Source organism: Stenotrophomonas sp. NPDC077421 (assembly GCF_049545505.1).
Classification (GTDB): Bacteria; Pseudomonadota; Gammaproteobacteria; order Xanthomonadales; family Xanthomonadaceae; genus Stenotrophomonas; species Stenotrophomonas nematodicola.
This window is the reverse complement of record NZ_JBMWDP010000003.1, coordinates 76022-102498: the sequence shown is the minus strand read 5'-3', so window position 1 is coordinate 102498 and position 26477 is coordinate 76022. Positions and strand designations below refer to the sequence as shown.

Sequence of the window (26477 nt, the reverse complement as noted above, 5' to 3'; positions counted from 1 at the left end):
CTATCATGGCCGCTGTCCAGAAGTGAGGCGATGCGCGTGTCGGTAGCGCTGCTGTGGTTCCGTCGAGACCTGCGACTGCAGGACAACCCCGCATTGCAGGCCGCGCTCGATGCCGGCCACGATGTGGTGCCGGTGTACATCCATGCCCCCCATGAGGAGGGCGACTGGGCGCCGGGCGCGGCGTCCGATGCCTGGCGGCACCGTTCGCTGGCGGCACTGGACGCGGATCTGCGCGCACGTGGCACGTCGCTGGTGCTGCGCGCCGGCGACAGCCTGCCGACCCTGCAGGCCCTGATCGCGCAGACCGGCGCCGAAGCGGTGTACTGGAACCGCAAGTACGAACCGGCCACGCAGCCGCGCGATGCGGCCATCAAACGCACGCTGCGCGAGCAGGGCATCGAGGCGCAGAGCTGCAATGGCAGCCTGTTGTTCGAACCCTGGGACGTGGCCACTCAGCAGGGGCAGCCGTACAAGGTGTTCACCCCATACTGGCGCAACATGCTCAGCCACTGGAGGCTGCCCGCACCGCAGCCGGCGCCGCGCGCGCTGGTGGGGCATCCGGTGGACAGCTTGGCGTTGGACGCGCTGCAGTTGGCGCCCACGCTGGACTGGGATGCCGGCTTCTGGACGCACTGGCAGCCTGGCGAGGCCGGTGCCGAGGAGGCGCTGTCGGTGTTCGTGGAAGGGGCACTGCGCGGCTACCGCGAGCAGCGCGACCTGCCGGACCGGGTCGGTACATCGCGGCTGTCGCCGCACCTGCACTTTGGTGAAATCGCGCCCTGGCGGATCGCGCATGCGCTGGAAGGCCTGCGCAGCGCCGCGACCGACGCCGACATCGACGGCTATCTGCGCCAGCTCGGCTGGCGCGACTTTTCCTACCACCTTCTGCATCACTTCCCGAAGACGCCTACCGACAACCTCAACCCACGTTTCGACCGCTTTGCCTGGACCACGCCCAGCGCCACGCAGCTGCAGGACTGGCAACGCGGCCGCACCGGCGTGCCGATCGTCGATGCCGGCCTGCGTGAGCTGTGGCAGACCGGCTACATGCACAACCGCGTGCGCATGATCGTGGCCAGCTACCTGTGCAAGCATCTGCGCGCCCACTGGTCGCACGGCGCGCGCTGGTTCTGGGACACGCTGGTGGATGCCGATCTGGCCAACAACACGATGGGGTGGCAATGGGTGGCCGGTACCGGCGCCGATGCCGCGCCGTACTTCCGCATTTTCAATCCGGTGACGCAGGCGCAGAAGTTCGATCCGCAGGCGCGCTACATCACCCGTTGGGTACCCGAGCTGGCTGCGCTGCCGGTGAAGGCGCGCTTTGCGCCGTGGCAGTTCCCGACCGAGCTGGCCGCGCTCGCGCCGGGCTATCCGCCCGTGCCGATGGTCGATCTGTCCACCGGGCGCGACGCGGCGCTGGCGGCGTATCGGCAGACAGGCTGACCGGCGGGTCAGCTAGCTGAACACGGGGTTGCTGGCGATGCCGTTCATCATCCCGGCATCGCGCGGGCGTGTTTATTCTTCATGCCGTCCGCACGCCGCCAGCCCGGCACCCTAGGAGATAACACCATGATCCGACCTGCAATCCGTAACGCGACCCTAGCCCTGATGACTGCCGCCGCCCTGTCGGCCTGCGCCACCGGCGGTTCGTACGTGCAGAGCGACCAGTACGGCAACCCGACCGAGCAGCAGAGCCGTACCGGCCGCAATGCGCTGATCGGCACCGCCATCGGTGTCGCTGCTGGCCTGCTGACCGGCGACAGCGCCACTGAGCGCCGCCAGCATGCGATGGTCGGTGCCGGTATCGGCGCACTGGCCGGCGCCGGCGTTGGTGCGTACCAGAACCGCCAGGAAGCCGCGCTGCGCCAGCGCACCGCCAATACTGGCATCGACGTGCAGCGCCAGGGCGACAACATCGTGCTGAACCTGCCGGATGGCATCACCTTCGATTTCGGCAAGTCCGCCCTGAAGCCGCAGTTCTACAGCGCCCTCAACGGCGTCGCGAGCACGCTGAAGGAGTACGACCAGACGATGATCGAAGTGGTCGGCCATACCGACAGTATCGGCAGCGATGCGGTCAACAACCGCCTGTCCAAGGAGCGCGCCGACTCGGTCGCCTCCTATCTGACCGCGCAGGGCGTGCAGAGCGTGCGCATGGAAACGCTGGGTGCGGGCAAGGCCTATCCCATCGCCGACAACAGCACCGATGCCGGCCGCGCGAAGAACCGCCGCGTGGAAATCCGCGTGATTCCGCTGACGCAGTAAAGCGCCCGGACGCGCTTCATCGCCGCGCACCGGCGATGGTGCTGCAACACCGAAATGCCGCCCGAAAGGGCGGCATTTCCGCAGGTGGAGACCGGTGGCGGGACCTGCCGTCGCCCGACCTCAATTGGCGGTCACGGTCTCCAGGATGCGTTTGCCGGTTTCCTGCAGCTCGGCTTCTGCCTGGGTCTGCTGCTGCTTGGCCAGCTTGGCCGCCGGGCACTGCGCCAGCATGTAGTTGGCGTCGAAGTTGAGCTTCTCGACCAGGAAGTCCACGAACGCGCGCACCTTCGGCGAGACCAGCCGGCCACCGGCGAATACCGCGTTGAAATCCACTTCGGGACCGGTCCAGCCGGCCAACACGCGGCGCACCATGCCCGATTCCACGAACGGCTTGGCCATCACATCGCCGGTCAGCAGCAGGCCTTCGCCGCACACCAGCGCACCGTTCAGTGCCGACGGATCGTTGGCCACCAGCAGCGGATTGACCGGGAAATCGCGCAGCTCGCCACCGTTCTCGCCCAACTGCCAGAAGAACCGGTTGTTGTTGAGGTTGCGCGCCTTGCGCATCGCCAGGATGCGGTGGAACTGCAGCTCATCGGGATGCAGCGGCTCGCCGTAGCGCTCGATGTAGGCCGGGCTGGCAAACACCTGCGTTCGCAGGCTGCCCAGCTTGCGCGCCACCAGATTGGAGTCGGGCAGGGTGCCCACGCGCAGCGCCAGGTCGGCTTCCCCGGCGATCAGGTCGAGCTTCTCGTTGCCCAGGTGCATGTCCAGCTGGATTTCCGGGTACTGCGCGTGGAACTGCCCGAGCAGCGGTGCGATCCACGTAATGCCGATCGAGTAGGGCACGGTGAAGCGCAACCAGCCGCGGGGGCCGGACTGCAGCTGGCTGACCGCGCCTTCGGCTTCTTCCAGCTCGCGCGCGATGCGTTGGCAATGCTCGTGGTACACCGAGCCGGCCTCGGTGAGACCGAGGCGACGCGTGGTCCGGTGCAGCAGGCGCGCGCCGAGGCGCGTTTCCAGTTCCTGTACTTTGCGGCTGACCGTGGTCTTGGGCAGGCCCAAGGCGGTGGCGGCGGCGATGAAACTGCCTTGCTCGACCACTTTGACGAAGATCAGCGTGTCGTTGAGATCGTGGGCCATGACGGAGGTCCGTTGTCGGGGGAGGGGACGTCCGGCGGATTGTGCCGGGGACGGGACGATTATTCCCTTTAATCCGGACTAATCAAGTGGGAGTTTGGGGTCTATCGTGGCGCCATTCCCGTTATGCAGGACGACAACCATGTGGTTGCGGAACATTCTTGGCCGCGTGCTCAGCGGCCGCAAAGCCCCGCTGGACCTGGCGATGACCGTTGAAAAGCGCCCCGGCGCCTTCTCCCACAAGGCCTTCCGTGAATTCACCCCGCCTGCCAACCTGCAGCGCGGCGGTGCCTTCCGACTGGCCCCCCGTGCGGGCGACCGACTGGGCCGAATTGGGATTATCCCGGCGACGGGAGTGAAAGTCCCATGAATGGGATATTGGCTCCCGAGGTGCTGGTGCTTGGCGGCACCGGCAACGTCGGCCAGGGCATCGTGGCGGCCCTGCTCGAAGCGGGCAGTCCGGTGCTGGTGGTCGGCCGTGATCCGGGTCGCCTGGCTGCGCTGCGCGACCAGTTCGCTGATGAGCCGGCGCTGGAGACGCTGCTGGGTTCGGTGGCCGACGACGCTTCGGCGCGCACGCTTGCCGAACGCATCGCTGCGCGCCCGCGCCCGCTTGCCGCGGTCGTGGCCAGCCTCGGGGCACCGCTGCGGCGGGGCCGGTTGATCGACCAGCCCTCGTCGTGGCTGATGGAGCGCATCGAGCGCGACCTGGTCCCGCACGTCAACGCCGCCCATCACCTGGTGCCGCTGCTTGCGCAGCGCGTGCCGGGTGCGCGTTATGTGGTCATTGGCAGCCCGTGTGGGCTGCGCCCGTGGTCCGGTCACGGCGATGCCTCGGTGTCGTCCGCCGCCATCCGCATGTTCGTGCAGGTCCTGCACGAGGAAGCGCAGGGCGTCGGCGTACGCGCGCAGATGCTGGAAGTCACTCATCCGGTGTGCACGCCAGGCAATGCCGCCAACGCCTGCGTGGAATGGCCGAGCGCGCTGGCCGTTGGCCGCCGTGTGGTGTCGGTGCTGGATGGTTGCCGCGACATGCGCCCGTTCCTCCGCTGCGACAGCACCGATGCCGCGCTGCCCAAGGGACTGCTGCGCATCGATGCGCCCGCCGTGCCGTGGCGCAACTCGCTGGATATGGCTTGACCTGAACATAAGTTGAGGTCGCAGGATGCCGCACCCCGTTTTTGAACACCTCTGTTTTCCTATCGTCACCACCCCCAGGACATCGTCATGACGCACTCCCCCTCTTCGAAGAACCTTGCCCGGCGCCTCGCGCTCGGGACTGTGACCGCTTTGGCCCTGGCGGTGATTGTCGGTTGCAGTGGTGGCCACGCCGAAACCGCCGGCCCGCCGCCGCCGTCGGTCAGTGCCGCGCCCGTGCTGGTCAAGCAGGTCAGCCAATGGGATGACTTCAGTGGCCGTGTCGAAGCGGTTGAAAGCGTGGAGTTGCGCCCGCGCGTTTCCGGCTACATCGACAAGGTCAACTATGTCGAAGGCCAGGAAGTAAAGAAGGGCGACGTGCTCTTCACCATCGACGCGCGCAGCTACCGCGCCGAACTGGCCCGCGCTGACGCCGAACTGGCCCGTGCGCGTACCCAGGCGCAGGTCAGCCGCAGCGAAGCCGAGCGCGCCCGCCGCCTGTCCGACCAGCAGGCCATCTCCACCGAAACCTGGGAACAGCGCCGTGCCACCGCCGAACAGGCGCAGGCGCAGGTGCAGGCCGCGCAGGCGGCCGTGGATGCGGCGCGCCTCAATGTCGAATTCACCCAGGTGCGTGCGCCGATCAATGGCCGTGCCGGCCGTGCGATGGTCACTGCCGGCAACCTGGTCACCGCCGGCGACAGCGCCAGCGTGCTGACCACGCTGGTCTCGCTGGACAAGGTGTTTGTCTACTTCGACGCCGATGAAGGCACCTTCCTGCGCTATGCGCAGATGGCCCGCAACGGCGAACGCCCCAGCGAGCGCGACAGCGAACTGCCGGTCCGGGTCGGTCTGTCGGGTGAGGAGGGCTATCCGCACAGCGGCAAGGTCGACTTCCTCGACAACCAGGTCACCCGCAGCACCGGCACCATCCGTGTCCGCGCGCTGCTGGACAACGCAGACCGTGCCTTCACCCCGGGCCTGTTCGCCCGCGTGCAGCTGCTCGGCAGCGGCCAGTTCCAGGCCATGCTGATCGATGAGAAGGCCGTGCTGACCGACCAGGACCGCAAGTACGTGTACGTGGTCGACAAGGACGGCAAGGCGCAGCGCCATGACATCCAGCTCGGCCGCACCGCCGATGGGCTGCGCATTGTCGAGCAGGGTCTCAAGGCCGGCGACCGCGTGATCATCGACGGCGTGCAGAAGGTCTTCATGCCCGGCATGCCGGTGCAGGCCAAGGCGGTTGCGATGCAGCCGGTTGCCGCGCCGGCGGCTTCCCCGGCGGTTGCACAGGCCACCGCACTGAAGTGAAGCGCCGCCGGCTGACCATCGTCTCCACATAGCAGCCGACCCACCCTCGGCTCTGCCGTTTCTGCCATCGCCCCATGCAGGGGCACCCCGCCACCGCTGTCGCCTTCGACAGCGGCCGGGGCCCTGCATGCCGGCGTTGGTGAACACCCAGGAATCCACCAATGGACTTTTCCCGTTTCTTCATCGACAGGCCGATTTTCGCGGCGGTGTTGTCGATCGTGATCTTCGCCGCCGGCCTGATCTCCATACCGATGCTGCCGATCGGCGAGTACCCCGAAGTGGTGCCGCCGTCGGTCGTGGTGCGCACCGTCTACCCGGGTGCGAACCCGAAGGTGATCGCTGAAACCGTCGCCACCCCGCTCGAAGAGGCCATCAACGGCGTCGAGGGCATGATGTACCTCAAGTCGGTGGCCGGCTCGGACGGTGTGCTGCAGATGACCGTCACCTTCCGCCCGGGTACCGACCCGGACGAGGCGGCGGTGAAGGTGCAGAACCGCGTCGCCCAGGCGCAGGCACGCCTGCCCGAGGACGTACGCCGGCAGGGTGTCACCACCCAGAAGCAGTCGCCGACGTTCCTGATGGTCGTGCACCTGACTTCGCCCAATGGCAAGTACGACACCCTGTACCTGCGCAACTACGCCCGCCTGCACGTCAAGGACGCGCTGGCCCGGATTCCCGGCGTCGGCGATGCGCAGATCTTCGGCGGTGGCGACTACGCCATGCGCGCCTGGCTGGACCCGGACAAGGTTGCCGCGCGCGGCCTGACCGCGTCGGATGTGGTCGGCGCGATGCGCGAGCAGAACGTGCAGGTCTCGGCCGGCCAGCTGGGCGCCGAGCCGATGCCCAACAGCCAGTTCCTGACCCTGATCAATGCCCAGGGCCGCCTGCGCAGCGAGCAGGAGTTCGGTGACATCGTGCTCAAGAGCGGCGCCGATGGCGAAGTGGTGCGCCTGTCGGACGTGGCCCGCGTCGAGCTGGGGGCGGGCGATTACACCCTGCGCTCGCAGCTGGACGGCAAGAACGCCGTGGGCATCGGTATCTTCCAGGCCCCCGGTGCCAACGCGCTGGAGATCCGTGATGCCGTGATCGGCACGATGGATGAAATGCAGAAGGCCTTCCCGGCCGACGTGAAGTACGAAGCGGTGTACGACACCACCATCTTCGTGCGCGATTCGATCAAGGCGGTGGTTTCGACCCTGCTGGAAGCCATCGCGCTGGTGGTGCTGGTGGTGATCCTGTTCCTGCAGACCTGGCGCGCCTCGATCATTCCGTTGATCGCGGTGCCGGTGTCGATCGTGGGTACGTTTGCCGCACTGTACGTGCTTGGCTTCTCGATCAATACGCTGAGCCTGTTCGGCCTGGTGTTGGCGATCGGCATCGTGGTCGATGACGCGATCGTGGTGGTGGAGAACGTCGAGCGCAACATCGAGGAGGGCCTGTCGCCCACCGCAGCGGCGCATCAGGCGATGAAGGAAGTGTCCGGCCCGATCATCGCGATCGCGCTGGTGCTGTGTGCGGTGTTCGTGCCGATGGCCTTCCTGTCCGGCGTGACCGGCCAGTTCTACAAGCAGTTCGCCGTCACCATCGCCATCTCCACGGTGATCTCCGCGATCAACTCGCTGACCCTGTCGCCGGCCCTGGCCGCGCGCCTGCTCAAGCCGCACGGTGCGCCCAAGGATGGCCCGAGCCGTCTGATCGACCGCCTGTTCGGGTGGGTGTTCCGTCCGTTCAACCGCTTCTTCAAGTCCAGCTCTGAAAAGTACGAGCGTGGCGTGTCCAAGATCCTCGGCCGTCGTGGCGCAGTGTTCGTGGTGTACGCGGTACTGCTGGTGGGTACCGGCTTCATCTTCAAGCTGGTGCCGCCGGGCTTCATCCCGACCCAGGACAAGCTGTACCTGATCGCCGGTGTGAAGCTGCCGGAAGGTTCCTCGATCGCGCGTACTGATGAAATGCTGCGCAAGGTCGCCAAGATCGCCCAGGAAACCGACGGCGTGGCCCACACCATTTCGTTCCCGGGCCTGAACGCGCTGCAGTTCACCAATACGCCCAATACCGGCGTGGCGTTCATTCCGCTCAAGCCCTTCAATGAGCGCCACGGACGCACTGCCGCGGAGATCAACGCCGAGATCAACCAGAAGATCGCCGGGCTGCAGGAAGGCTTCGCCTTCGCGATGATGCCGCCGCCGATCCTCGGGCTGGGCAACGGCAACGGCTACCAGATGTTCATCGAGGACCGTGGCAACCTGGGCTATGGCGCGCTGCAGAACGCCGTGCAGGCGATGCAGGGTGCGGTGGCGCAGACGCCGGGCATGGCCTTCCCGATCACCAGCTACCAGGCCAACGTGCCGCAGCTGGATGCCGAGGTGGACCGCGTCAAGGCCAAGGCCCAGGGCGTGCAGCTGACCCAGCTGTTCGACACGCTGCAGACCTACCTTGGTTCCTCCTACGTCAACGACTTCAACCAGTTCGGTCGTACCTGGCAGGTGATCGCCCAGGCCGACGGCCAGTTCCGTGACAGCGTGGAAGACATCGGCAAGCTGCGTACCCGCAATGACCGTGGCGAGATGGTGCCGATCGGTTCGATGGTGACGGTCAAGCAGACCTTCGGCCCGGACCCGGTGCTGCGCTTCAACGGCTATCCGGCTGCCGACCTGGCCGGCGAAGCCGACCCGCGGATGCTGTCTTCGGCCGAGGCGATGAACAAGCTGACCGAAATCGCCGGGCAGGTCCTGCCGGTGGGCATGACCACCGAGTGGACCGACCTGAGCTACCAGCAGGCCACGCAGGGCAAGGCCGCCTTCATCGTGTTCCCGGTGGCGATCCTGCTGGCGTTCCTCGTGCTGGCCGCGCTGTATGAGAGCTGGTCGCTGCCGCTGGCTGTGATCCTGATCGTGCCGATGACCCTGTTGTCCGCGTTGTTCGGCGTGTGGCTGACCGGCGGCGACAACAACGTGTTCGTGCAGGTTGGCCTGGTGGTGCTGATGGGCCTGGCGTGCAAGAACGCGATCCTGATCGTCGAGTTCGCCCGGGAGCTGGAGATGGGCGGCAAGGGCATCGTGGAAGCCGCGCTGGAAGCCTGCCGCCTGCGACTGCGCCCGATCGTGATGACGTCCATCGCCTTCATCGCCGGCACCATCCCGCTGGTGCTCTCGCACGGTGCCGGTGCGGAGGTACGCTCGGTAACCGGCATCACCGTGTTTGCCGGCATGCTGGGCGTGACCCTGTTCGGCCTGTTCCTGACCCCGGTGTTCTACGTGGCCCTGCGCAAGTTCGTCAGCCGCAACGGCGGCGGCAAGCTGGTGACCCACGGCGAACCCACTCTCCACCATTGATTCCCTACCCCGCGAGGTTGTTCACATGAATACCGCTACCCAACAGATCGCCCTGGTCACCGGTGCCACCCGCGGCATCGGTCTGGAAACCGTCCGTCAACTGGCCCAGGCCGGCGTGCACACGCTGCTGGCCGGGCGCAAGCGCGACGTCGCCGTGGCCGAGGCGCTCAAGCTGCAGGCCGAAGGCCTGCCGGTCGAAGCGATCCAGCTCGACGTCGGCGATGCCGCCAGCATCGCCGCGGCGGTGCAGACCGTGACCGAGCGTCACGGCCGCCTGGACATCCTGGTCAATAACGCCGGCATCCTGCTCGACGACATCAAACTGGCGCCGTCGGCGCAGACCCTGCAGACCTGGCGCGAAACCTTCGACACCAACGTCTTTGCGGTCATCGCCGTCACCCAGGCGTTCCTGCCGCTGATCAACGCGTCGCCGGCAGGCCGCATCGTCAACGTTTCGAGCATCCTCGGCTCGCTGACCCTGCACAGCCAGCCGGGCTCGCCGATCTATGGCTTCGCGGTGCCGGCCTACAACGCGTCCAAGAGCGCGGTGAACGCCTGGACCGTGCAGCTGGCCTACGAGCTGCGCGACAGCACCACCAAGGTCAACACCGTGCACCCGGGCTATGTCAAAACCGACATGAACGGTGGCGAGGGCGAGATCGAGATCAGCGAAGGTGCGCGCTCCAGCGTCGGCATGGCGCTGATCGGTGCAGATGGTCCCAACGGCAGCTTCACCTACCTGGGCGAGGTGCTGCCGTGGTGATCCGCCTGTTGACCGCGGCCGTGACCAGCGCGCTGCTGGCCGGCTGCGTCAGCGTCGGCCCGAACTACAAGGCGCCACCGGCCGAGCCGGTGACCCTGCAGGGGGCCGCCGCGCCGGTGTTCAGCGCCACCTCCCCGGTCGCCAGCTGGTGGGCGCAGTTCGACGATCCGGTGCTGGAGCAGCTGGTGCATGACGCACTGGGTGCCAACCTGGACCTGCGCATCGCGATGTCGCGGGTCCGCGAGGCCCGTGCCGTGTTCGTCGAACAACGCCTGGACCAGCTGCCGCACGTGACCAGCGGTGGCAGCTATGACCGCCGCAAGCAGCCCGACGCCACCGTGGGTGGCGAGCGGGTCTTCAGCGAGACCTACCAGCTCGGCTTCGACGCCGGCTGGGAGCTGGACCTGTTCGGCCGCCAGCGGCGGGCCGCCGAAGCGGCGCGCGCCGATCTCGGCGCCGAGCAGGACAACCTCGCCGATGCGCAGGTCACCGTGGCCGCCGAGGTGGCGCGCAACTACTTCGAACTGCGCGGTACCCAGAAGCGCATCGACGTGGCCAAGCGCACCCTGGTCAACCTGCGTGACACCCAGAAGCTGACCGAAACCCGCTGGGAACTCGGCGCGGGCAGCGAGCTGGACGTGCAGAGCAGCCGGGCGCGCCTGAAGGCGATCGAAGCAGACATCCCGCTGCTGGAAGTGGCCGAGGTGCAGTCGCGCCACCGTCTGGCGGTGCTGCTGGGTCAGCGCCCGGATGCACTGGACAGCGTGCTGCAGCCGCGCGAGGTGCCGGCGTATGCCAAGGCATTGCCGCTCGGCGATACCACCGATCTGCTGCGTCAGCGTGCCGACGTGCGCGTGGCCGAACGTCGGCTCGCCGCAGCGACGGCGCGTGTCGGCGTGGCCACCGCCGACCTGTTCCCGCGGATCAGCCTGAGCGGCTTCGTCGGCTTCCTGTCCGGCGATGCCAGCGGCCTGGTCAACGGCAGCAACAAGGCATGGTCGGTGACGCCGTCGATCAGCTGGGCCGCGTTCGACTTCGGCACGGTCAAGGCCCGTCTGCGGGCCAGCAAGGCCCAAGCCGACGGCGCCGCCGCCGAGTACGAGAAGGCGGTGCTGCTGGCGCTGGAAGACACCGAGAACGCGTTGACCCGCTACGCCAAGCAGCAGGCGCGGTTGTCGATCGTCGCCGAGCAGGCGCAGGCCGCGCGGCGTGCCGAGCAGCTCGCGCAGATCCGCTACCGCGAAGGGTCCGAGGACTTCCTGACCCTGCTCGACGCGCAGCGCACCCAGCTGGCAGCCGATGACGCGCTCGCCGAGGCCGAATCCACGGTCAACGTCAGCGTCGTCGGTGTGTACAAGGCGCTGGGCGGGTGGGGTCAGCAGCAGGCAAGCGCGGCCGTGGCAGTGGTCCCGTCGAACCGCTGAGAAGACCACGACGACCGGGAGCCCCGATGGGCTCCCGGCCGTTGTCGGGCGTAGGAATATGCCGTGATCTTGCGTAGCGGGCGTGCCGATGGCGACAGATGACGGCATTGCCTCTGCCCGCCGTGGGGGCGCCGGTGCTACAAGCCGGTAACCCTTCAGGAGTCGCCGACATGCCGCAGCCGAAACCGTCCTTCTTACAACTGGCCTATGGCGATCCCGGCCTTGCCGACGCCGGGCTGTCTCTGGGTGTGGTGGTCCTGCTGGTGGTGGGTGCCCTGGTGGTGGCCGTGGCGTTCATCCGCATGAACGACGCGCTGCTGGACATGGGGCTGCTCGGCACGGGCGTCTTCCTGGCCATCGGTGCGCGCATCTACCAGGCACGCAACCAGCACCACGCACTGCATCGCCTGATCGAGCGCAGCCTGCAGCGCCGCTGAGCCTCAGGGCCTCAGGGCCACACGGTGGCCGGCGCCCGTCCATCATCGCCGCGCATGCGCACGATGCAGAACCGATGCCCGGTTGGCGCTTCCATCACCCACCAGCGTTTGACGAAACCGATGCGGCGCGCGCCCAGTTTCTCCAGGCGCTCGGCTTCGGCATCGATGTCGTCGCTTTCGATGTCCAGATGCACGCGCGAGGCGTGCGTTACCCGCTGTACCTCGACATTCAGACCGGCCGGTGCCCCTTCCAGGTCGGCATACTCCGCGCCGTCCTCGGCACGGGCGGGGGCGGCGCGGTAGCCCAGCGCCGCCGCCCAGAAGGCGGCGGCGTCATCGGCAGGGCTGTCCTGGCAATCGATGATGAATCCGGCCAGACGGCTGCGATGGGGCATGGTCCTGTCCTCGTTGGAGAATGGGGACCTCTATCGCACCGTCGCCATCGACGCGATGTGATGCCGCTGGACCGCCCGTGGGCCGTCCGGCGGGGGCGTTACCTGCCCGCGGCAGGGTGGGCGCGGCAGCACGCAGCTCCGCCTGCACCGGGTAGTGGTCCGAGGGCAGCACGCCGCCGGGCGTCTGGTCCAGCGTGCTGAAGCGGTCCACGGTGAAGCCGCGCACCAGGATCCAGTCCAGCTCCACCGTCGGCTTGCCGGTGAAGTCGTGGAAAGTCAGGCGCGGGCCATCGACCTTGCCGGCGAGTCTGCGTGCGTCGCCGAGTGCGGCGGTGAACGTCTTGTAGGTGTCGCTGCCGGGCTCGCTGTTGAAATCGCCGGTGACCACCACCGGGATGTCCTTGGGCAGCGACGCCAGCCGCGAAACGATCAGCTTCGCGCCGAGCACCCGGCGCGGCTCATCCTCATCGCGGTAGGGCAGGTGGGTGTTGAACAGATAGAAGCGCTGGCCGTCGGCCTGCCGCTGGAACAGCGCCCAGGTCACCATGCGCGGGAACAGGTTGCCCCAGGTGATGCTGCCCGGCACATCCGGGGTATCGGACAGCCAGAAGTCGCCGGATTCCAGCACCTTCAGGCGCGCCGTGTCGTACAGCACGCCCATGTGTTCGTCGCCGTTGCCGCCGCGGCGGTCCTTGCCGAACAGCGCGTAGCCCGGCAGGTGTGCGACCAGATACTCGCCCTGTTTCCGCACCAGTTCCTGCGTACCGATCACCTCGGGCTTCTGCTCGCGGATCAGCGTGACCATCGCATCGCGACGGTCCTCCCAGCGCTTGCCCGGGTCGGTATCGGCAGGCGTACGGACGTTGAACGACATGACCTTCAACGCGGCCGGGGCCTGCGCCCAGGCAGTGCCCAGCGGGGCGGCGACCATCATCAGCGCCAGCAGCGCGGGCCGACGGAAACGAGACAGCATGTGGAATCCCTCCATTCCATGAAAACGTTCTCAAAGGGTCGCATGGAAGCAGGGAGAAAGGCTATGCGGGACATGGCGGATCGCGGGCGAACCGACCCGGACAGCGCGCATGGCCTCTGCGCCGTATCGCCGCCCACCGCCGATGCGCTCAATTGGAGAGCAGGACCATCCCGATCGTGATGTTGATCAGCGAGCCCAGCACCAGCACCCACGCGGTGGACAGGATCGTGTTCACCCAGGAGCGCTGCAGCGCCACCTTCAGCCACACGGCCTGCACCGCCACATACCAGAGCGCGGCGATCACGCCGACGGTGACGCCGAGCGTGGTCGACAGCGCGCCAGGCAATCGCACGAATACCATGCTGGTGGACAGGGCCACCGCGAACGGTGCGGTCAGATAGCACTGCATGAAGAACGGACGGCGCAGCGACTCGCGGGTCATCGGCAACTGCTTGCGCCGCAGCAGATGCGTGGTGGTTACCAGGGGCCAGATCGCGAAGGTGATCGAGCGGTACAGCAGCAGGCTTTCCTCATTGCCGAACACTGAGCGCGACAGTACCCCGGTCCCCACGATCTGCTGGTGCATCATCAGCTCCACCCCGTGCGCCACCAGCACTGACAGCATCAGGAACATCGGCGGGCTGATCGCATCGTCGAACTGCCGGTCCAGCTTCTGCGTCAGCTCGGTGTTGACGTACTGCGCCATCCGGCGCGGATGCACGACCACCCGATACAGGGTGCGCGGAAAGAACAGAAACCAGGTGCACAGCTCGTACAGGAATTCTTCAAGCGACCGCAGGAGCTTGAGGAAGTCCATCGGCGTCAGCGCACGCCGACGGTCAGCGTGAACGGCACTGTCTCACCCCGACGCCCCGACGCACGCATCTGGTAGACCTGTACCGTGTAGCTGCCGCTGGCGGGCAGGGCGCCGCGCCAGGGCATGCCGACACTGCCCTGGCCCAGGGCTTCGGCGCTGCCGGGCTGTTTGCCGGGCGCGAACACATTGAAGTTGGCATTGCTGCTGCCGGCGATCGATACGGTCATGGTCTGCCCAGCCTTGGCGACCAGCGCGTAGCGCGCATCGTCGCGCCCTGTGAACCGTCCCTTCAACGTGGCGCTGCTGGCGCCCTTGGCGAAATGGATGGGCGTGGCGGTGGGCGCGGAAGTGGGCTGCGCGGACAGCGGGGCGGCGGCAAGCAGAGTGGCGAGGGCGAGCAGGCGAAGGGCGGTCATGGCGGTTCCGGGCAGGTGGCAGGCCGCACCAGCATCATGGGTGGGGCATCAACGGGCTGTGGAGATGCTGCAACGACTGGCCGGTGATGGCGGTCATGCAGGGCACAGCCCAGCCCCCAGCCTTGAGGCTGGCAATGAACAAAGCCGCATTCTCCGTAATCGACATCCGCTGCGATACGCCGCAGGACAAGGCCTAGCGCGGCGATTGATACAGTTGTCCAGCACGAACCTGCCCGCGCGGATCAGATCAACGTGTGGGTGCAGGCCACCGCATCCCACGTGCTGCACCACGTAACGGGGGCCCCGCGTCGTTCACCTGCATGGCTGAACCGACAGGACGCTGGCGGTCACGGCGTCGATGTCCACCCGGTAGTTTGCGTGGTCGCGCCTGCGGCTGCAGATGCAGATGAAGGTACCCGGCGACGCATGCGCCGGGTGCTCGAACCATAGATAGGTGACCGCCTCGGCGTTGCCGTTGATCATGAGTTCGCCCGGCACCCTGGTGAACTTCCGCTTGTCGCCGGCGACGACATACAGCGTCGCGTCGAGCCCTTCGGCATCGTGGTTCCACAAGACAGCCAGGTGCTGGCGATCGGGAGCAACCATGACCAGAAGCCCGAGGTGGTTTGCAAGGCGCAGCAGCTCACCTTCCCAGCGCCAGCACACCTCAATGACCTTGCTGGGTTCCCAGCCCAAGCCGATCATCCGGTCCAGGGTCATGCGTGCATCGATGACCCTGCCGTCTGCCCGGATACGCGCAAGCTCGCTGATCACAACCATTTACTCCAACAGGTGGGGGATCCGGCGGAGATCGATGTCGCCAGGGTCGGCCGGGTGCTACGGTCCAGAACTTTCGTGAGCGCCTCTGCAGCCCCCGTCGTTCCGCGCGGGCAGGCCGCCGCCATAGGGTACGCATGGCGGCCTGTTCTCGATGAATGAGCGTCGTTGCGATGCGATGAGCGATCTCCTTCAACTCGACACGCTTACTCTTCAAGTCCATGAGGTGCCGCTGCGCCGGATGCCGCATGGTCCAGGCAGGATGTTCGTGCAGACGCATGGCTCCGGCAAGCTGCTGATGAACTTTGCCGACGGTGTGAATGAGTGGGGCAAATCTCTGGCACTCACCGAAGCGCAATAGGAAGATTTGGGTCGGCAAGCGTTTCACAACGCACTGCCGGACCTGGAGCGCATCTCAACGGGACGGCTCTCATCCTGGACCAGATGGAAGGCCAATACCCCACAGTACATAGGGCAGCGTCGCTCAGCGGCATAGGGGTATCGGGTTTTGGGGTAGGGCGGACACCCTTTGGATATACCCCCAAGCATCTCATGGGGTGCAACGTACCACCCCGGACAACAAAAAAGCCGGAACCCCTTGTTTGATGAGGGATTCCGGCTTTCTGTGGCCCTTGTGGGACCATCTGATGGTGGAGGTGGGCGGAGCCATTTGCGCCCATTTGCAACCTATTGAAAGCAAACGATATTTAGCTTCCAAAAGGTGCAAATTTTCATACCTCTGATGATACCCGGCATGGGGCCGAGGTGCAAAGCACAACTGCTTAGGAGCAGTTGTGCGCATTGCATCGGTGATGGTGGTGTTGACCATTTGGCTTGGAGCGTGTGGTGAGGCACTGGCGCAGGCCGGTTCAATTCCGCCCGCCGGAACCAAACAGGGTTGGGAGCGCCAGCATCTGGGCGACCATGTCAGCGAACCCGGCGAGGCTTTACCGGATTTCCTCCGACGCACTGGGCGAGTGCTCCACGACTACACCCGCCAGAGCGGGAACGAGGCCTGTGGCGCGATTGCCAGCGACGGCCAGCGTTTTTCCCTGCGCCTCTACACAGATGGCGTGCCACACGGCTGTGTCATACGGACCAGCGAGGTGATGGAAGGTTCTGCTTTCACTGGCGAAACCATCCACAGCCATCCTTGGCAGAAGGTGCTGACGATGACGCCGGCCGCCAGGGCGTGGAGCCATTTCTACAAGGACGGCAATGCCGGGGCCCCGACCCTGCGCAACGACGGAGCAGTAGGGTTCAGCAAGGCCGACCGCGCTAACGGAGATGGTTGGCTGATTGCTGGCGGGCAGTTGCTGCACCTGGTCAACGGAAAGACCGAGCGCCTTGGCCCGGTAGCCCTCTCCACGGAGTGATGCAGGTCGAACGCTTGACAACGCCTTGAACTGCCTTAGATCTGGAACGTCGGCAGTTCACTGCCCTATGGGCAGCTTAGAAAAATTAGAGAAATTGCTTTGCCCGCCGACACCCAAAGCCCTCGCTCGCGCGGGGGCTTTGCTTTTTTGGCTTGGCTTGGCCCGGTCTCCCTCTCCGCGGAGTGAACCAATGGCCGTTTACTGGCATTGGAACTCGAAGGCTGACCAGTCCGATGCGCCCACGGTCTGCCAGTAGAACGCCGAGCCAGCTCCGACCACCTCACAGGCGCACTCTGTCGGCCAACTAACTGGCCCGGTGCTTGGGGAGCCAAATCCAGGCATTGGTGTCAGCTTCTGTTTAAGTGCGGCGACGCAGGTCCGGCGCTCTGGCGTCAATGCCTGTTCTTGAGGCCTCGCGAGGCCACCCGAAAACGTCGCGTCATCGTTGGTATTAACGCTCTGCGTGCAGTGAAATCCGTCAGCGAGGAACTGCGACACCGAGCAGAACACGCCCCAGCCGTAAAGCCCACCGTCGCCCCAGGAAATCCACGATTTCCCGGTGTAGGTCGGATAGGTTCTTGCCGGAGGTGCCGGGGGCGTGCAGGTGTTGGAGGTGGTAACCCAACCACTGGATGCCGTGTAGGTGCCGCTCCAGCTCTCCGAGGTGCTCGACACCGGGGATCCGGTCGCGGCCGGGCAGGACCAGGACGTGGTGCGCGTGCCGTTCTCAACGCGGTTGCGTTGTCGCCAGTGCTGACCTGCCTGCCCGGCCGGGCAACCCACGTTCTGGCTCTCTGCTGGCGCGGCGCGCGTGATTGCAACGCTGGTTGGCGGCGCAGACGTGCATTCGGGAGCACACATACTTGCTGCTGCCGGTAACCAGGCTGACCATGGTCCCGTCAGTGCTGTTGGGCTTGCGAACGGGTCGGGGCATGAATACGTCGTAGTGCGGGTGCGGGTCTGCGGAAAAGAATTGGCGCCACTGATGGTGAGAGTGCCTGAAGGACAAACGCCCGTTTGCGCCGCGCTTTCGCTCAACGGTAAAGGCGCTGAGCAGACGGGTGTGATGACGGGAGGGACAATAGGAGGAGTGACGGCGGGTGGTGCCGGTGGTGCGGTTGGAATTGGAGGTTGAGCGGCGATTGGCACGCATAACGCCAGCGGAGCCCAGCAAGCAGGAGCCGCTACCGAATTCCAAATAAACGAACACGTTTGACCCGCAGGTGTCGTTCCTGTGGCTGGAGCCGTGGGAGCCGCTGCGCAGCCAGGAGATGGAGCCGGTGGAGTAACAGCTACGGGCGGTGGCGCCACCACCGGCGCCGGTGGTGGCGGAGCTGATGTTGGAGGGGGCGTTGGCAGTGCAACGGGTGTGAGAACTTGCGCTGACAGGCCAGTAGCGCCGCCGTAGTATGTGAACGCGAGCTGCGCTGGATTCCTGCATTGTTGAGTCGCGGCTTGGATGTCCAATACAGTCGGACGACCATTGTTGCTTCGATGGAAGACGGATGTATCGCCTATTTCCAGGTCATACATGCCTTCACTTGCTGCAGCAGCTAGCTTTAGGCACGCACGCGTTGGAACCGCGTGGTAAACAATCTTCAACCCTGCGTTGGGGCGACCATCAATGGTGGCAGGCTCAAGAATAACGGGTTGCGCCCATCGGCTCATTAGGCCAACGCCAGAGTTCATTGAAACGGGTGGAACGCGGTCGGCAATAGCCTGAGCGGTTGTCAGTCCCGCATAGGAGCCGAGCGCTCCATACGTCATGTCTGCATTTCGAGCAATGGTGTGAATATTCGCTTGTTCCGCGCGAACATCTGCGTTGTTTGCCGATGACTGATAGATAGCGAAAGCCGCACCGGAAAGTAGTGTCATAGCGCCTACTGCCAGCATCACCTCGATCAATGAGATGCCACGTTGCCGATGTTGGTGTCTCAGTTCACAGAGAACCGCATGATTTAGTTGTGAAGGCTTCATGGTCAGCGCTTCCTTGCACGGGACGCTTCTCGCTCCGCTAGATAAATGCGCCCGCGTGTGCGCATTCCATCTCTTTGTTGAGCGTTTTCCGGTTTTTCAATGCGATCTCGATACGCAAGTAGTAGGCCAACAAGCTCGGCCTCATCCAATGCATCAGCCCCCGCAGCGATGACCGCGCCGCCCAGGAGAATCTTGCGGTGCGCGTCTGCTTTGCGTTCGCTCGCTCTTGTCTTTGCTTTTGATCTTTGCTCGGCCAGCATCTCCCGTGCTTTCAATTTTGCGAGACGCTCAGTGGCGGCGGTTATTTGTTCTTGTATAGAGCGTGTTGCCATTGTTGAGCTCTCCTGATGTCCTGCACCTCATGCAAACAGAAAATCGGCTATTGGCAAGTCATCGACTTGTCATATTGCAATTACCTGCCATCCTGAAATAGAGGGGCACGGGCGAGCGAGAGCGAGCCAGCCCCAGCGGGAAACGCGAGCGAAGCGAGCCCCGGTCTCTTGCCCGAAGCCGTCACGAATAGTGGCGGCAAGGATCAAAGCAAGAGCGCACTTATGGTTTCCCTGCGGGAAACCGTGCGCCGGGGCTCCGCCCCAGACCCCGGCCCGCTTCGCAGGCCGCCCCCGATGCTAGCCCCCTCGGGGGCGTCGCCAAAAACAAGAGCAGGAGCAAGGACAAAAATCGAAATGGCCATTTATCACGCCACCGTCAAAGCCTTTTCGCGCGGCAAGGGTCATTCCTCTACTGCCGCTGCGGCGTATCGTGCGGGCATTGTGATTAATGACGAATTGACCGGTATCAAACACGACTACACAAGGCGCAGTGGCGTTGCCTCGGTTGATATGTTGGCCCCGCAAAATGCCCCCGAATGGGCGCGAGATCCGGTCGCCTGTTTCAATCGCTCGGAAATGGCCGAGACCCGGCTAAACGCCAGGACGGCGCGAGAGCTTGAAGTTGCTCTGCCTGCAGAACTGAACGAAGCGCAGCGTCGTGCGCTCGCGTGCGACTTGGGTCAGATGTTGGTTGACCGCTATCAGGTTGCGGTGCTTGTTGCAGTCCATGAGCCCGATAAGAAAGGGGATGAGCGCAATCACCATGTGCATCTCCTTATGACGCCTCGTCAGATCGGTCCTGATGGCCTGGGTGAACGTGCATGTGCTGAATTTGATGCGCGTGGTGGCGCAGGACCGGAGGCTATCCGCATTCTTCGTGAGGCGGTGGCTGACCGTATCAATTCGCATCTGGAACGAGCACAGGTCGCTGAACGTGTTGATCATCGCAGCCTAGCTAAGCAAGCACATGCCGCCGAAGCTGATGGCTATATCGGGTTCGCAGCCATGCTGGCTCGCGAAGCCACCCAGCACGAGGGTAAGGCAGCAACCGCGATGCGTAGGAGGGGTGAAGATAGCGAGCGGGCCACGGTAAATAACCAGATCCAAAACGCCAATCGCATTGAACTGCGTGACTACCTGGAACGCTTGGAGCAAGAGGGAAGGGTGATGGCGACGCCACGCTCCCATACGCAAGAAGCAGCTCAACGTGAGCGGCTTGCAGCTGTTGGCAAAGAAGAGCGGCAACCGCACCTCGGGCAGGTCGCGCTGGCGCCGCCACGAGCACGAAAAAGGCCAGCATCAGTAGAGCAGCGAGCTGCACGAGTGGGGTCTGCCGCATCGCGCTTTCCGCCAAGTCTCAAGCCAGTATTGATGAAGGCGGCTAGGCGTCTTCGTAGCAAGATTGCGAACAAGCAAGCAGACGAGGCCATGGCTCGTTACGACGCTGAAATAGAGCAGCTGGAGATGGAAGCGAGACGGGTTTGGCTGGAGGATATAGATGCTGCCGTTCGGCAAAGTCTTTCGACGGTCGCCAAGCTCTTTGACATGTCGAGCAGGGCGGGCGCCTACCCCCACAGGGCGTCATATCGAAACGATATGCGCGAGCTTCACAGTTCATTGAAGCAGGTGGCTCGTGACGCCACTCGATGGGAGCGCAGGCTACAAGCCGAAGTTAAGGCAAACATTTCACTCACGGAAGCCCAAATGAAATTGGTGACATGGGAGAGGAAAAATCCCAAGCCGTCGCTCTGGAGCGGTAGCAGGCGCGATTGGGCGCAGCGGCGTCGGAGTGGCGAAGAGCGCATTGAGCGGCGCAGGACGCGGCACGATGCTGCGCGTCTAGCTACAGGCCCGGAAGCACAGGTGAAGTATGCGGCGCAGGCAGCTACGAGTGTAGAAGCTTTGGATAGGCTCGCAGCATCAATGCTGAAGCGCTATCCAATCACTGCTGATACAGCACAGCCGCACAAATCGCAGTGTTCTGGAACTACCCCAACGCGCACGCTTACGGAACAACTGAACGATAGCGAGTTGGAGAAAAAGGACCAAAGAAGATGTCGCGGACCTCGCGTTTGAAGCTAGAAAAACAATGCCCCCGAATATTCTTCGGGGGGCATTGACAGAATTGGCGTTGGCCTCATGCTGTTTTTTAGCGGCAGCTCGTTGATAACAGCAACGGCTGCGAGTAGGTAGAAAGCAGCTCTACACACCCAGGCATCGGCCCCAAGCAACAACATAGCCGACATCGGGAAGAGCGCAACCCCTCGCAACCCAGCTGGAACCAATGGCTATCGCACGGAGGTCCGATTAGTTCGCGCCCGGTGACAATCCGGGGCTATCCATCTCCTACGGATAGCGGCCTTAAACCGTGGAGGAATACGTCCACATCCGGCAGCATGGCTTCTGCGTCGCGGAGGTTCCAAGGCATGGGTTCCCTAGCTGGCCTTGGATTGTGTGCCCCGTCTCGGGTCGGCCATGTATGCGAAGGGCAAGATTGGAGAGCGTCAGGCGACAGCCTGATCACGGGGCAAAGCCCATGGGAGAGACGCCAGTGAATGCTGGTGGCAGGACCCCAGCCCCGGCGCCATGTCAGGCGTGAACCTGCCGCAGCTGTGTATTGACAGTGATCACAGCGCCGACGATGGTCCTCTGCCTAGGCAAGAGTAGGCCGGCCCGGCAAAGGTCCCCAGGCTCGCTTATTGCGGGTTGGGGGAGACTTTGCCTCGGTCGGTCGGCGGTTAGAAGCAAAGACCGAGGCAAAACAGCGGGCCCATAGTGTCCTGAGTCAGCAGGAAGATGTGTCCTGAATCGGGGGCGGAGGTGGCCTTGTCCGTAAAGGAGCACTTGGAGTTCTACAGCAGAAAAACGGAGCGGACCGAAAATTTCCGGGCGCCGACGAATGTTTCAATGTTCGGTCAAAGGCACATCAGATTTGACCCCAAGGAAGGAAGAAGCGTCGTCCTACCTTTAGGCCGCGAATTCGAGCTTGCCAGTCACTGATCTGTTTTATGAAGCTATCGACGGGATGCGCCGAGTGCTTACATGCTGCTATGGAATTTAGAAGCTCATTGCTAACTTGCATCAAGGAAATTCCGGCGCCCTTGTGCTTGAGAAGGAAGAGCTCGGATGCTATCAGGTGAAGTTCTTCACTCTTATCTGAACTGATGATCTGTGTGTTACTGGCATCGCCCATGTAGTTGATTGATCGAATAGCTCGAAGTGCCTCGTATTTCAGCGCATTGAACTTTGAGAGCTTGGCCATCAGCAAGCCCGAGTAGTATCCAGCGGCCGTGCCGGGAATCAATGCCATCAGGAGGTCGTAGGCGAGGCTTGTCATTAGGGTCTTCCTTGCTGGCACCTAGGCATAGCGTAGGAAGTCGCTAGGCCGTTCGGTGCGCGTCACTTGCTAGCGGGGGCGAGGCTTTTTAGAAGCGCCAGTGCTTCTTTCTGTTTTCGGGCATCAAGCTGTGTCAGCACCAAGATTGCCTCCGCAACCACGTCAGAGGCAGCAAGGAAGTAAGCGGCTGGGAGATCCAGAAGCTCCGCGAGCTTCTCAATGGTCTCCAGATCAGGCTTATGAAGGCCCCTCTCATACCTGCTGATGCGGGGCGCAGTGGTGTTTGGGTCATCCACTCCCATCAATAGTTCCCCTAGCTGGGCCTGAGTCCAGCCCTTGGCTGCGCGTGCGGCGCGGAGGCGTTGGCCAAGAGCAGTGGTTGTTGGTAACGGCGCGGGCATTCGGGGCAGCAAGAAGGGCATTGACTACCCGAAGTGTGCCCGCCTAAGCTTAGCCGGTCATTTGCATTGAACGCAAATATTCGTTGGGCGAGGAGGTGGTTATGGATATGAGGTGCTGGGCATTGGTGGGTCTTCTGGCGTTCACTGCTTCTGCTGACGCTATGCCCAGCCTGTCGTGCCAACTGCAGACTGGCCAGTTCAGGGTGGATGGGGGATGGCGGCCGAAGGTATCCGCTTTCATTTGGGCCACGGGTCATGGCTCCGCGATCCCCACCGGCCCCATCCGAACCAGCATCGGCCGCATCGACTCCGTCGAAGGCCGGGACTACAAACGCGCTATCAAGCTCGATGGAAAGCCGGTTCTGCTGCCTCCCGAAGCGCATAGCGTCATTGGCTTCGGCAAGGTCTATGACTTCAAGGATGCCGTCGCTCTGGTCTATCTAGGGGAGCGTGAGGAGGACTCCTCTGCGCGGCCTAGTCAGATCGTGATCGTCATCAACAAGGCCGGGTCACTGATTGATAGCGAAGTCCTACCTGGCACTGCAACGAATCCGGGCAATCACTGCCTACTCATCGACTGAAGGAACACACATGAAGAAGCTTTGGACGCTTTCCGCTACTGCGCTGCTGGTTGCTTGCTCGGGTGGTCCTGGGAGCGGCGATGTTGAGAAAGCCTTGGCCGTGTATTTCAAGGAGGCGACGGGAACGACGATGACGTTTGAGCACTTGAAGGTAGGAGAGTGCGTGCGTGGGGACAGCCCCGGCTATGCGTGCAGTGTCACCGGAACTGCGCGGTATCAGCTGGGCACTCGCACTGAGCAACAGCAGCTTGTCGGCACTTTCGTCATCGATAAGGTCGATGGCACTTGGACTGTCGTAGACCGTCGCTGACCCAGGTCCTTCCCAACCATCGCTAGGAAGCTCGTATGTGGACCTTGTTCAAGGTAGTCCGCTGGATCATCACCGGTCTTGCACTTTGGTGGCTGTGCGGTGTGGTGTTCGAAAAGGGCACGACGGCTGAGGGTGCCGTGTTCGGGTTGATGCTGTTCGGGCAGCTGGTCTTCTGGCCCCTTGCGCTGCTGTGGGGCTTGCCGTGGCTGTTCCGTCGCCGCGCGCCCAAACTGAAGAAGCATAGGCCTGAAGAGTTTGAGCCCACTGTTTGCCATGACCATATCGCCTTGGACCTGGGCAGGGACACTATCTGGATCCGGGAGCCCGTGAAGGGCGAGCGCTACCTGCGGCGGGCTGAAGTGCTCGCCATCCGCACTGGGGAATACAGCTACAAAGGAGTCATCACCCATCGTCTGGAAGTCCAGGTGCGGGACGTTGTTCACCCGCTCTGGCTGGTTCCTTTCGTGCGCCACTCCGACCGTTGGCTCAAGAGCACAGCTGTCAATGAGACTGAGAGGGATGAATGGTTCGCTAGGATGAAAGCTTGGCTTACTGAAACGCGCACCATCTAAGCAGCCCCATTCCAGCGAATGCAGCTAGGCAGGAAAGCAGAGTGGCCCATCCTCCATGCGCGGAATGATGGGCCTATGTTGCCTCTTAGTCTTCGCTTTCCTCAGGCTCCAACTTGCTCAGTTCTCCCAGTCGCAATAAACCGCGCTCGATCATGCTCTGCGCACAAGCAACACAGTATCGATCCCAGCCCCGGTCTTTTCGCACCCCTAGTCGAATGTCTCCGCGTTCGATCCTATGTTTACTGTTAGCTTGGCAGTTGTGGGCCTTCTTCGCCCTGTCTACCATTGTCGAGACGATCAAGGACTTAGTCGCCATCGAACAGCTTCCTGCAAACGCTTGCTGTAAGGGCATCGAACTGCCCCCGAATGGTGTCCAGTTCCACCTGTGACATCTCACTTCGTTCCCCTGGCTTCCGGCCGACCAAGGTGTTCGCCGCCTCGTTGAGAGTGGTGACTACCACTACGTAGTTGTCGCGACCAAGCCGTCTGTGATCCAACTCTCGCCCGCCATGCTTAATTCCTCGCTCATTGAGAATTCGTCCTGCGTGGAGTTGAATAAGCTCGTTAAGAGCGTCTCTGGCGGCCTGTCGTTTTGCTGCCTTAGGGACAGCGATGGGCTTGAGGGCTTGGGTAGTAGGGTCAAAGTCTGCAGGGATAATTCCGCTCTGCTTCAACAGGCGAATGGCGTCTTCCTCTTCCTGCTTTAGGAGGTGGATTTCCTGCATTTCCACCTCGGACTGCTCTTTGACCTCGGGCTTCCCATTGGTAGTGTCGCGAGGCGCATACTCACGGAACTCCGTGGGATCTGCTGGATCCAAGCCTTCAAGAGGAAGAAGCTGGTCAAAGAAGGATTGGTCATCTTCGCTGAACTGCTGGAAGTCTCCCCACCTGGCGGCAATGTTGCCGCCCGCATGAAAGATCACACTGCCCTGGTTTACAACGTCCCCCGGCGCATCTTGCTTGATTACGCGCATGATTCGCCCAACGAATTGGACGAATGGAGACAGGTTGGAGAACACGCTAAGGACCGCCGCTACCGACAGGAACGGATGGTCAAAACCTTCGCCAAGTTTTCTCACCTGTACGATCACGTCCAGTTGATGATTCGCCAGCCTTTGCATGACTTGGTCATTCTTTTTACTCTCACGGGAATGCACAAAATCGGCCTTCCTTCCCCGTGCGCGATAAGCCTCCACAATCTGAATGCAATGCTCATAATTCAATGCCGAGGCGATTACCTTTAGGCGTGGCTCCCCTGTCAAGTTACGGAGCCGGTCGAGCTCCCGGAGGGACGCATCAACAATGGTATTCAGTGTTTCTTCGGACGTTACGATGCTTCTGCGGAAATCCGCGTCCTCCTCACCTAGGCGTCGGACCTCATCTAGGGAGACTTCAACCTCCGAATCGCCTGGTCGCCTGACATAGCGTAAGGTCTTCGGATTGAGTTGGATTGCTTTGAGCTGTTTAACATAGCCCGCTCTGATCGCCTTGAAGATTGGGTATGAGTAAACGACGGGACCGCTCATCATCTGGCCATCAGCTCTAAGCGGCGTGGCGCTGAAGTTCACGACCGAGGCTGCAGGGAATTTTGCTTTCAGGGCCTCATAGGTTGCTGCAACGCTATGATGGCCCTCGTCGAAAATGATCAGGTCAAAGAAGTCGGCAGGAAGCGTTCGCAACCACTTGTTGCCATCGCCGGAAATCTGCTGGATGTTTGTAATGGCAACGTGTGCGGCGTCAAGGTCACTTCGATTTGCATCGGTGCCTCTTATTTCCACTGGCTCTGGATAATTGGGGCCGTCCATCACATCGCAGCGTGCATAGAATAGCTTCTCGCTACTAAAGTCGAAATCAGCTGCCAGCTGCGTTGCAATCGCAACGCCGGGAGCGATGATCAATGCTCGTTTCGATTTATACGCAAATGGAGTGAGCGTTATAGTTCCTGACTTTCCGCATCCCACGGGCAGTACTACGCTAACTTCTCTTATGTCCGCACCGTCAGCTACATGCTGTGCTAGCGCCTCATAGGCTCCTTGTTGCGGTTCTCTGACCTTCGGATTTCCAGTAATGCGGGGTGCGACATCTTGGAACGGGCTAGACACGCTTGTTCTCCTGGATACGTATTCTGCTCATGCGAAGTTGGGCGGCGCATTATCTGTGCGCCGTATTGGTCAGCAGCGGCTGACGTGAGATGTTCATTGCTCGCGCGGGCGTAGATGTCGGCATATTTATTGGTCGTTTTCATCCCGTGCCACAATTATCATCCCGACAGATACATCTGCCGGGCTTCTTGACGCCTACTGCGAGCTTTTACTTTCCCCCTGAAATTCCCTGGCTGATGCGCCCTTCAGTCATGAGATCCTGCCTCAGGCAACCCATCTATTCAATAGTTTGATGTCTG

The 26477-nt window shown here is 63.1% G+C and carries 25 protein-coding genes and 1 pseudogene; 15 read left to right on the top strand and 11 right to left on the bottom strand.

Annotation, left to right across the window (positions count from 1 at the left end; all coding sequences use genetic code 11):
- Positions 1-36 precede the first annotated feature (36 nt).
- Both ACPEH1_RS02725 and ACPEH1_RS02720 read left to right on the top strand, forming a co-directional pair.
- Positions 37-1446: a cryptochrome/photolyase family protein gene (locus tag ACPEH1_RS02725; RefSeq protein ID WP_423715216.1), complete on the top strand. Its 1410-nt coding sequence runs from the start codon at positions 37-39 to the stop codon at positions 1444-1446.
- 126 nt (positions 1447-1572) lie between these two features.
- Positions 1573-2268 (top strand): OmpA family protein, encoded by a 696-nt coding sequence (locus ACPEH1_RS02720; protein ID WP_017356098.1) that lies wholly within the window; start codon positions 1573-1575, stop codon positions 2266-2268.
- A 120-nt stretch (positions 2269-2388) separates the two neighbouring features.
- Here ACPEH1_RS02720 and ACPEH1_RS02715 read toward each other — a convergent pair whose 3' ends face one another.
- The gene (locus ACPEH1_RS02715; protein WP_017356099.1) at positions 2389-3411 is read right to left on the bottom strand and encodes a LysR family transcriptional regulator; all 1023 of its coding nucleotides are present in this window, start codon (positions 3409-3411) and stop codon (positions 2389-2391) included.
- A 139-nt stretch (positions 3412-3550) separates the two neighbouring features.
- On the opposite strand from ACPEH1_RS02715, the gene ACPEH1_RS02710 reads away from it, so the two are divergent.
- The 7 genes from ACPEH1_RS02710 to ACPEH1_RS02680 all read left to right on the top strand — a co-directional run bounded on the left by ACPEH1_RS02710 (position 3551) and on the right by ACPEH1_RS02680 (position 11812).
- Positions 3551-3778, top strand: a complete 228-nt coding sequence (locus ACPEH1_RS02710) for a hypothetical protein (protein WP_017356100.1) — start codon at positions 3551-3553, stop codon at positions 3776-3778.
- Positions 3775-4548, top strand: coding sequence for an SDR family NAD(P)-dependent oxidoreductase (locus ACPEH1_RS02705; RefSeq protein ID WP_423715185.1), 774 nt, complete (start codon positions 3775-3777; stop codon positions 4546-4548). The genes ACPEH1_RS02710 and ACPEH1_RS02705 overlap by 4 nt, the downstream gene beginning before the upstream one ends.
- An 87-nt stretch (positions 4549-4635) precedes the next feature.
- Positions 4636-5856, top strand: coding sequence for an efflux RND transporter periplasmic adaptor subunit (locus ACPEH1_RS02700; protein ID WP_017356102.1), 1221 nt, complete (start codon positions 4636-4638; stop codon positions 5854-5856).
- A 161-nt stretch (positions 5857-6017) separates the two neighbouring features.
- A complete protein-coding gene (locus tag ACPEH1_RS02695) occupies positions 6018-9188 on the top strand; it encodes an efflux RND transporter permease subunit (RefSeq protein ID WP_017356103.1) in 3171 nt (1056 codons plus the stop codon).
- 25 nt (positions 9189-9213) lie between these two features.
- The gene (locus ACPEH1_RS02690) at positions 9214-9951 is read left to right on the top strand and encodes an SDR family oxidoreductase (RefSeq protein WP_017356104.1); all 738 of its coding nucleotides are present in this window, start codon (positions 9214-9216) and stop codon (positions 9949-9951) included.
- Entirely contained in the window at positions 9945-11375 is a 1431-nt protein-coding gene (locus tag ACPEH1_RS02685) for an efflux transporter outer membrane subunit (RefSeq protein WP_017356105.1), read from the top strand. Before ACPEH1_RS02690 ends, ACPEH1_RS02685 begins: the two co-directional genes overlap by 7 nt.
- 170 nt (positions 11376-11545) lie before the next feature.
- On the top strand, positions 11546-11812 hold the full coding sequence (locus ACPEH1_RS02680; protein WP_017356106.1) for a hypothetical protein: 267 nt from the start codon (positions 11546-11548) through the stop codon (positions 11810-11812).
- 11 nt (positions 11813-11823) lie between these two features.
- On the opposite strand, the gene ACPEH1_RS02675 is transcribed toward ACPEH1_RS02680, so the two are convergent.
- The 5 genes and pseudogenes from ACPEH1_RS02675 to ACPEH1_RS02655 form a co-directional block, all read right to left on the bottom strand.
- Positions 11824-12207, bottom strand: coding sequence for a VOC family protein (locus ACPEH1_RS02675; protein ID WP_312707008.1), 384 nt, complete (start codon positions 12205-12207; stop codon positions 11824-11826).
- A 133-nt stretch (positions 12208-12340) separates the two neighbouring features.
- A pseudogene (locus ACPEH1_RS02670) lies at positions 12341-13180 on the bottom strand (endonuclease/exonuclease/phosphatase family protein); the annotation flags it as partial.
- 148 nt (positions 13181-13328) lie between these two features.
- The gene (locus tag ACPEH1_RS02665; protein ID WP_153164249.1) at positions 13329-13997 is read right to left on the bottom strand and encodes a hypothetical protein; all 669 of its coding nucleotides are present in this window, start codon (positions 13995-13997) and stop codon (positions 13329-13331) included.
- A gap of 5 nt (positions 13998-14002) precedes the next feature.
- A complete protein-coding gene (locus tag ACPEH1_RS02660; protein ID WP_136005912.1) occupies positions 14003-14413 on the bottom strand; it encodes a g-type lysozyme inhibitor in 411 nt (136 codons plus the stop codon).
- Positions 14414-14725: 312 nt separating this feature from the next.
- A complete protein-coding gene (locus ACPEH1_RS02655) occupies positions 14726-15193 on the bottom strand; it encodes a hypothetical protein (RefSeq protein WP_423715184.1) in 468 nt (155 codons plus the stop codon).
- Between the two features lie 151 nt (positions 15194-15344).
- Between ACPEH1_RS02655 and ACPEH1_RS02650 the strand changes: the two genes are divergently transcribed.
- Together ACPEH1_RS02650 and ACPEH1_RS02645 are read left to right on the top strand one after the other, a co-directional pair.
- Positions 15345-15551, top strand: coding sequence for a hypothetical protein (locus ACPEH1_RS02650; RefSeq protein WP_313217795.1), 207 nt, complete (start codon positions 15345-15347; stop codon positions 15549-15551).
- Positions 15552-15984: 433 nt separating this feature from the next.
- Positions 15985-16566, top strand: coding sequence for a hypothetical protein (locus tag ACPEH1_RS02645; RefSeq protein WP_004153225.1), 582 nt, complete (start codon positions 15985-15987; stop codon positions 16564-16566).
- A 198-nt stretch (positions 16567-16764) separates the two neighbouring features.
- On the opposite strand, the gene ACPEH1_RS02640 is transcribed toward ACPEH1_RS02645, so the two are convergent.
- Together ACPEH1_RS02640 and ACPEH1_RS02635 are read right to left on the bottom strand one after the other, a co-directional pair.
- Positions 16765-18441: a type 4 pilus major pilin gene (locus tag ACPEH1_RS02640; protein ID WP_262986143.1), complete on the bottom strand. Its 1677-nt coding sequence runs from the start codon at positions 18439-18441 to the stop codon at positions 16765-16767.
- A 104-nt stretch (positions 18442-18545) separates the two neighbouring features.
- Positions 18546-18875: a conjugal transfer protein TraD gene (locus ACPEH1_RS02635; RefSeq protein ID WP_076738497.1), complete on the bottom strand. Its 330-nt coding sequence runs from the start codon at positions 18873-18875 to the stop codon at positions 18546-18548.
- Between the two features lie 354 nt (positions 18876-19229).
- On the opposite strand from ACPEH1_RS02635, the gene ACPEH1_RS02630 reads away from it, so the two are divergent.
- Positions 19230-20951, top strand: a complete 1722-nt coding sequence (locus tag ACPEH1_RS02630; RefSeq protein ID WP_004153227.1) for a MobA/MobL family protein — start codon at positions 19230-19232, stop codon at positions 20949-20951.
- 850 nt (positions 20952-21801) lie between these two features.
- Here the strand turns inward: ACPEH1_RS02630 and ACPEH1_RS02625 are convergent.
- Both ACPEH1_RS02625 and ACPEH1_RS02620 read right to left on the bottom strand, forming a co-directional pair.
- Positions 21802-22212 (bottom strand): hypothetical protein, encoded by a 411-nt coding sequence (locus tag ACPEH1_RS02625; protein WP_024958273.1) that lies wholly within the window; start codon positions 22210-22212, stop codon positions 21802-21804.
- A gap of 62 nt (positions 22213-22274) precedes the next feature.
- The gene (locus tag ACPEH1_RS02620) at positions 22275-22613 is read right to left on the bottom strand and encodes a helix-turn-helix domain-containing protein (protein ID WP_049441679.1); all 339 of its coding nucleotides are present in this window, start codon (positions 22611-22613) and stop codon (positions 22275-22277) included.
- 125 nt (positions 22614-22738) lie between these two features.
- On the opposite strand from ACPEH1_RS02620, the gene ACPEH1_RS02615 reads away from it, so the two are divergent.
- From ACPEH1_RS02615 to ACPEH1_RS02605, 3 genes are read left to right on the top strand one after another with little or no spacing between them, the layout of a single operon-like run.
- Positions 22739-23194: a hypothetical protein gene (locus ACPEH1_RS02615; RefSeq protein WP_232622062.1), complete on the top strand. Its 456-nt coding sequence runs from the start codon at positions 22739-22741 to the stop codon at positions 23192-23194.
- 10 nt (positions 23195-23204) lie between these two features.
- Complete coding sequence (locus tag ACPEH1_RS02610; RefSeq protein WP_024958276.1) at positions 23205-23504, top strand: hypothetical protein; 300 nt, start codon at positions 23205-23207, stop codon at positions 23502-23504.
- Between the two features lie 35 nt (positions 23505-23539).
- Positions 23540-24076 (top strand): hypothetical protein, encoded by a 537-nt coding sequence (locus ACPEH1_RS02605; RefSeq protein ID WP_004153229.1) that lies wholly within the window; start codon positions 23540-23542, stop codon positions 24074-24076.
- 305 nt (positions 24077-24381) lie between these two features.
- On the opposite strand, the gene ACPEH1_RS02600 is transcribed toward ACPEH1_RS02605, so the two are convergent.
- Positions 24382-26178: a DEAD/DEAH box helicase gene (locus tag ACPEH1_RS02600; protein ID WP_004153231.1), complete on the bottom strand. Its 1797-nt coding sequence runs from the start codon at positions 26176-26178 to the stop codon at positions 24382-24384.
- Positions 26179-26477: the final 299 nt, after the last annotated feature.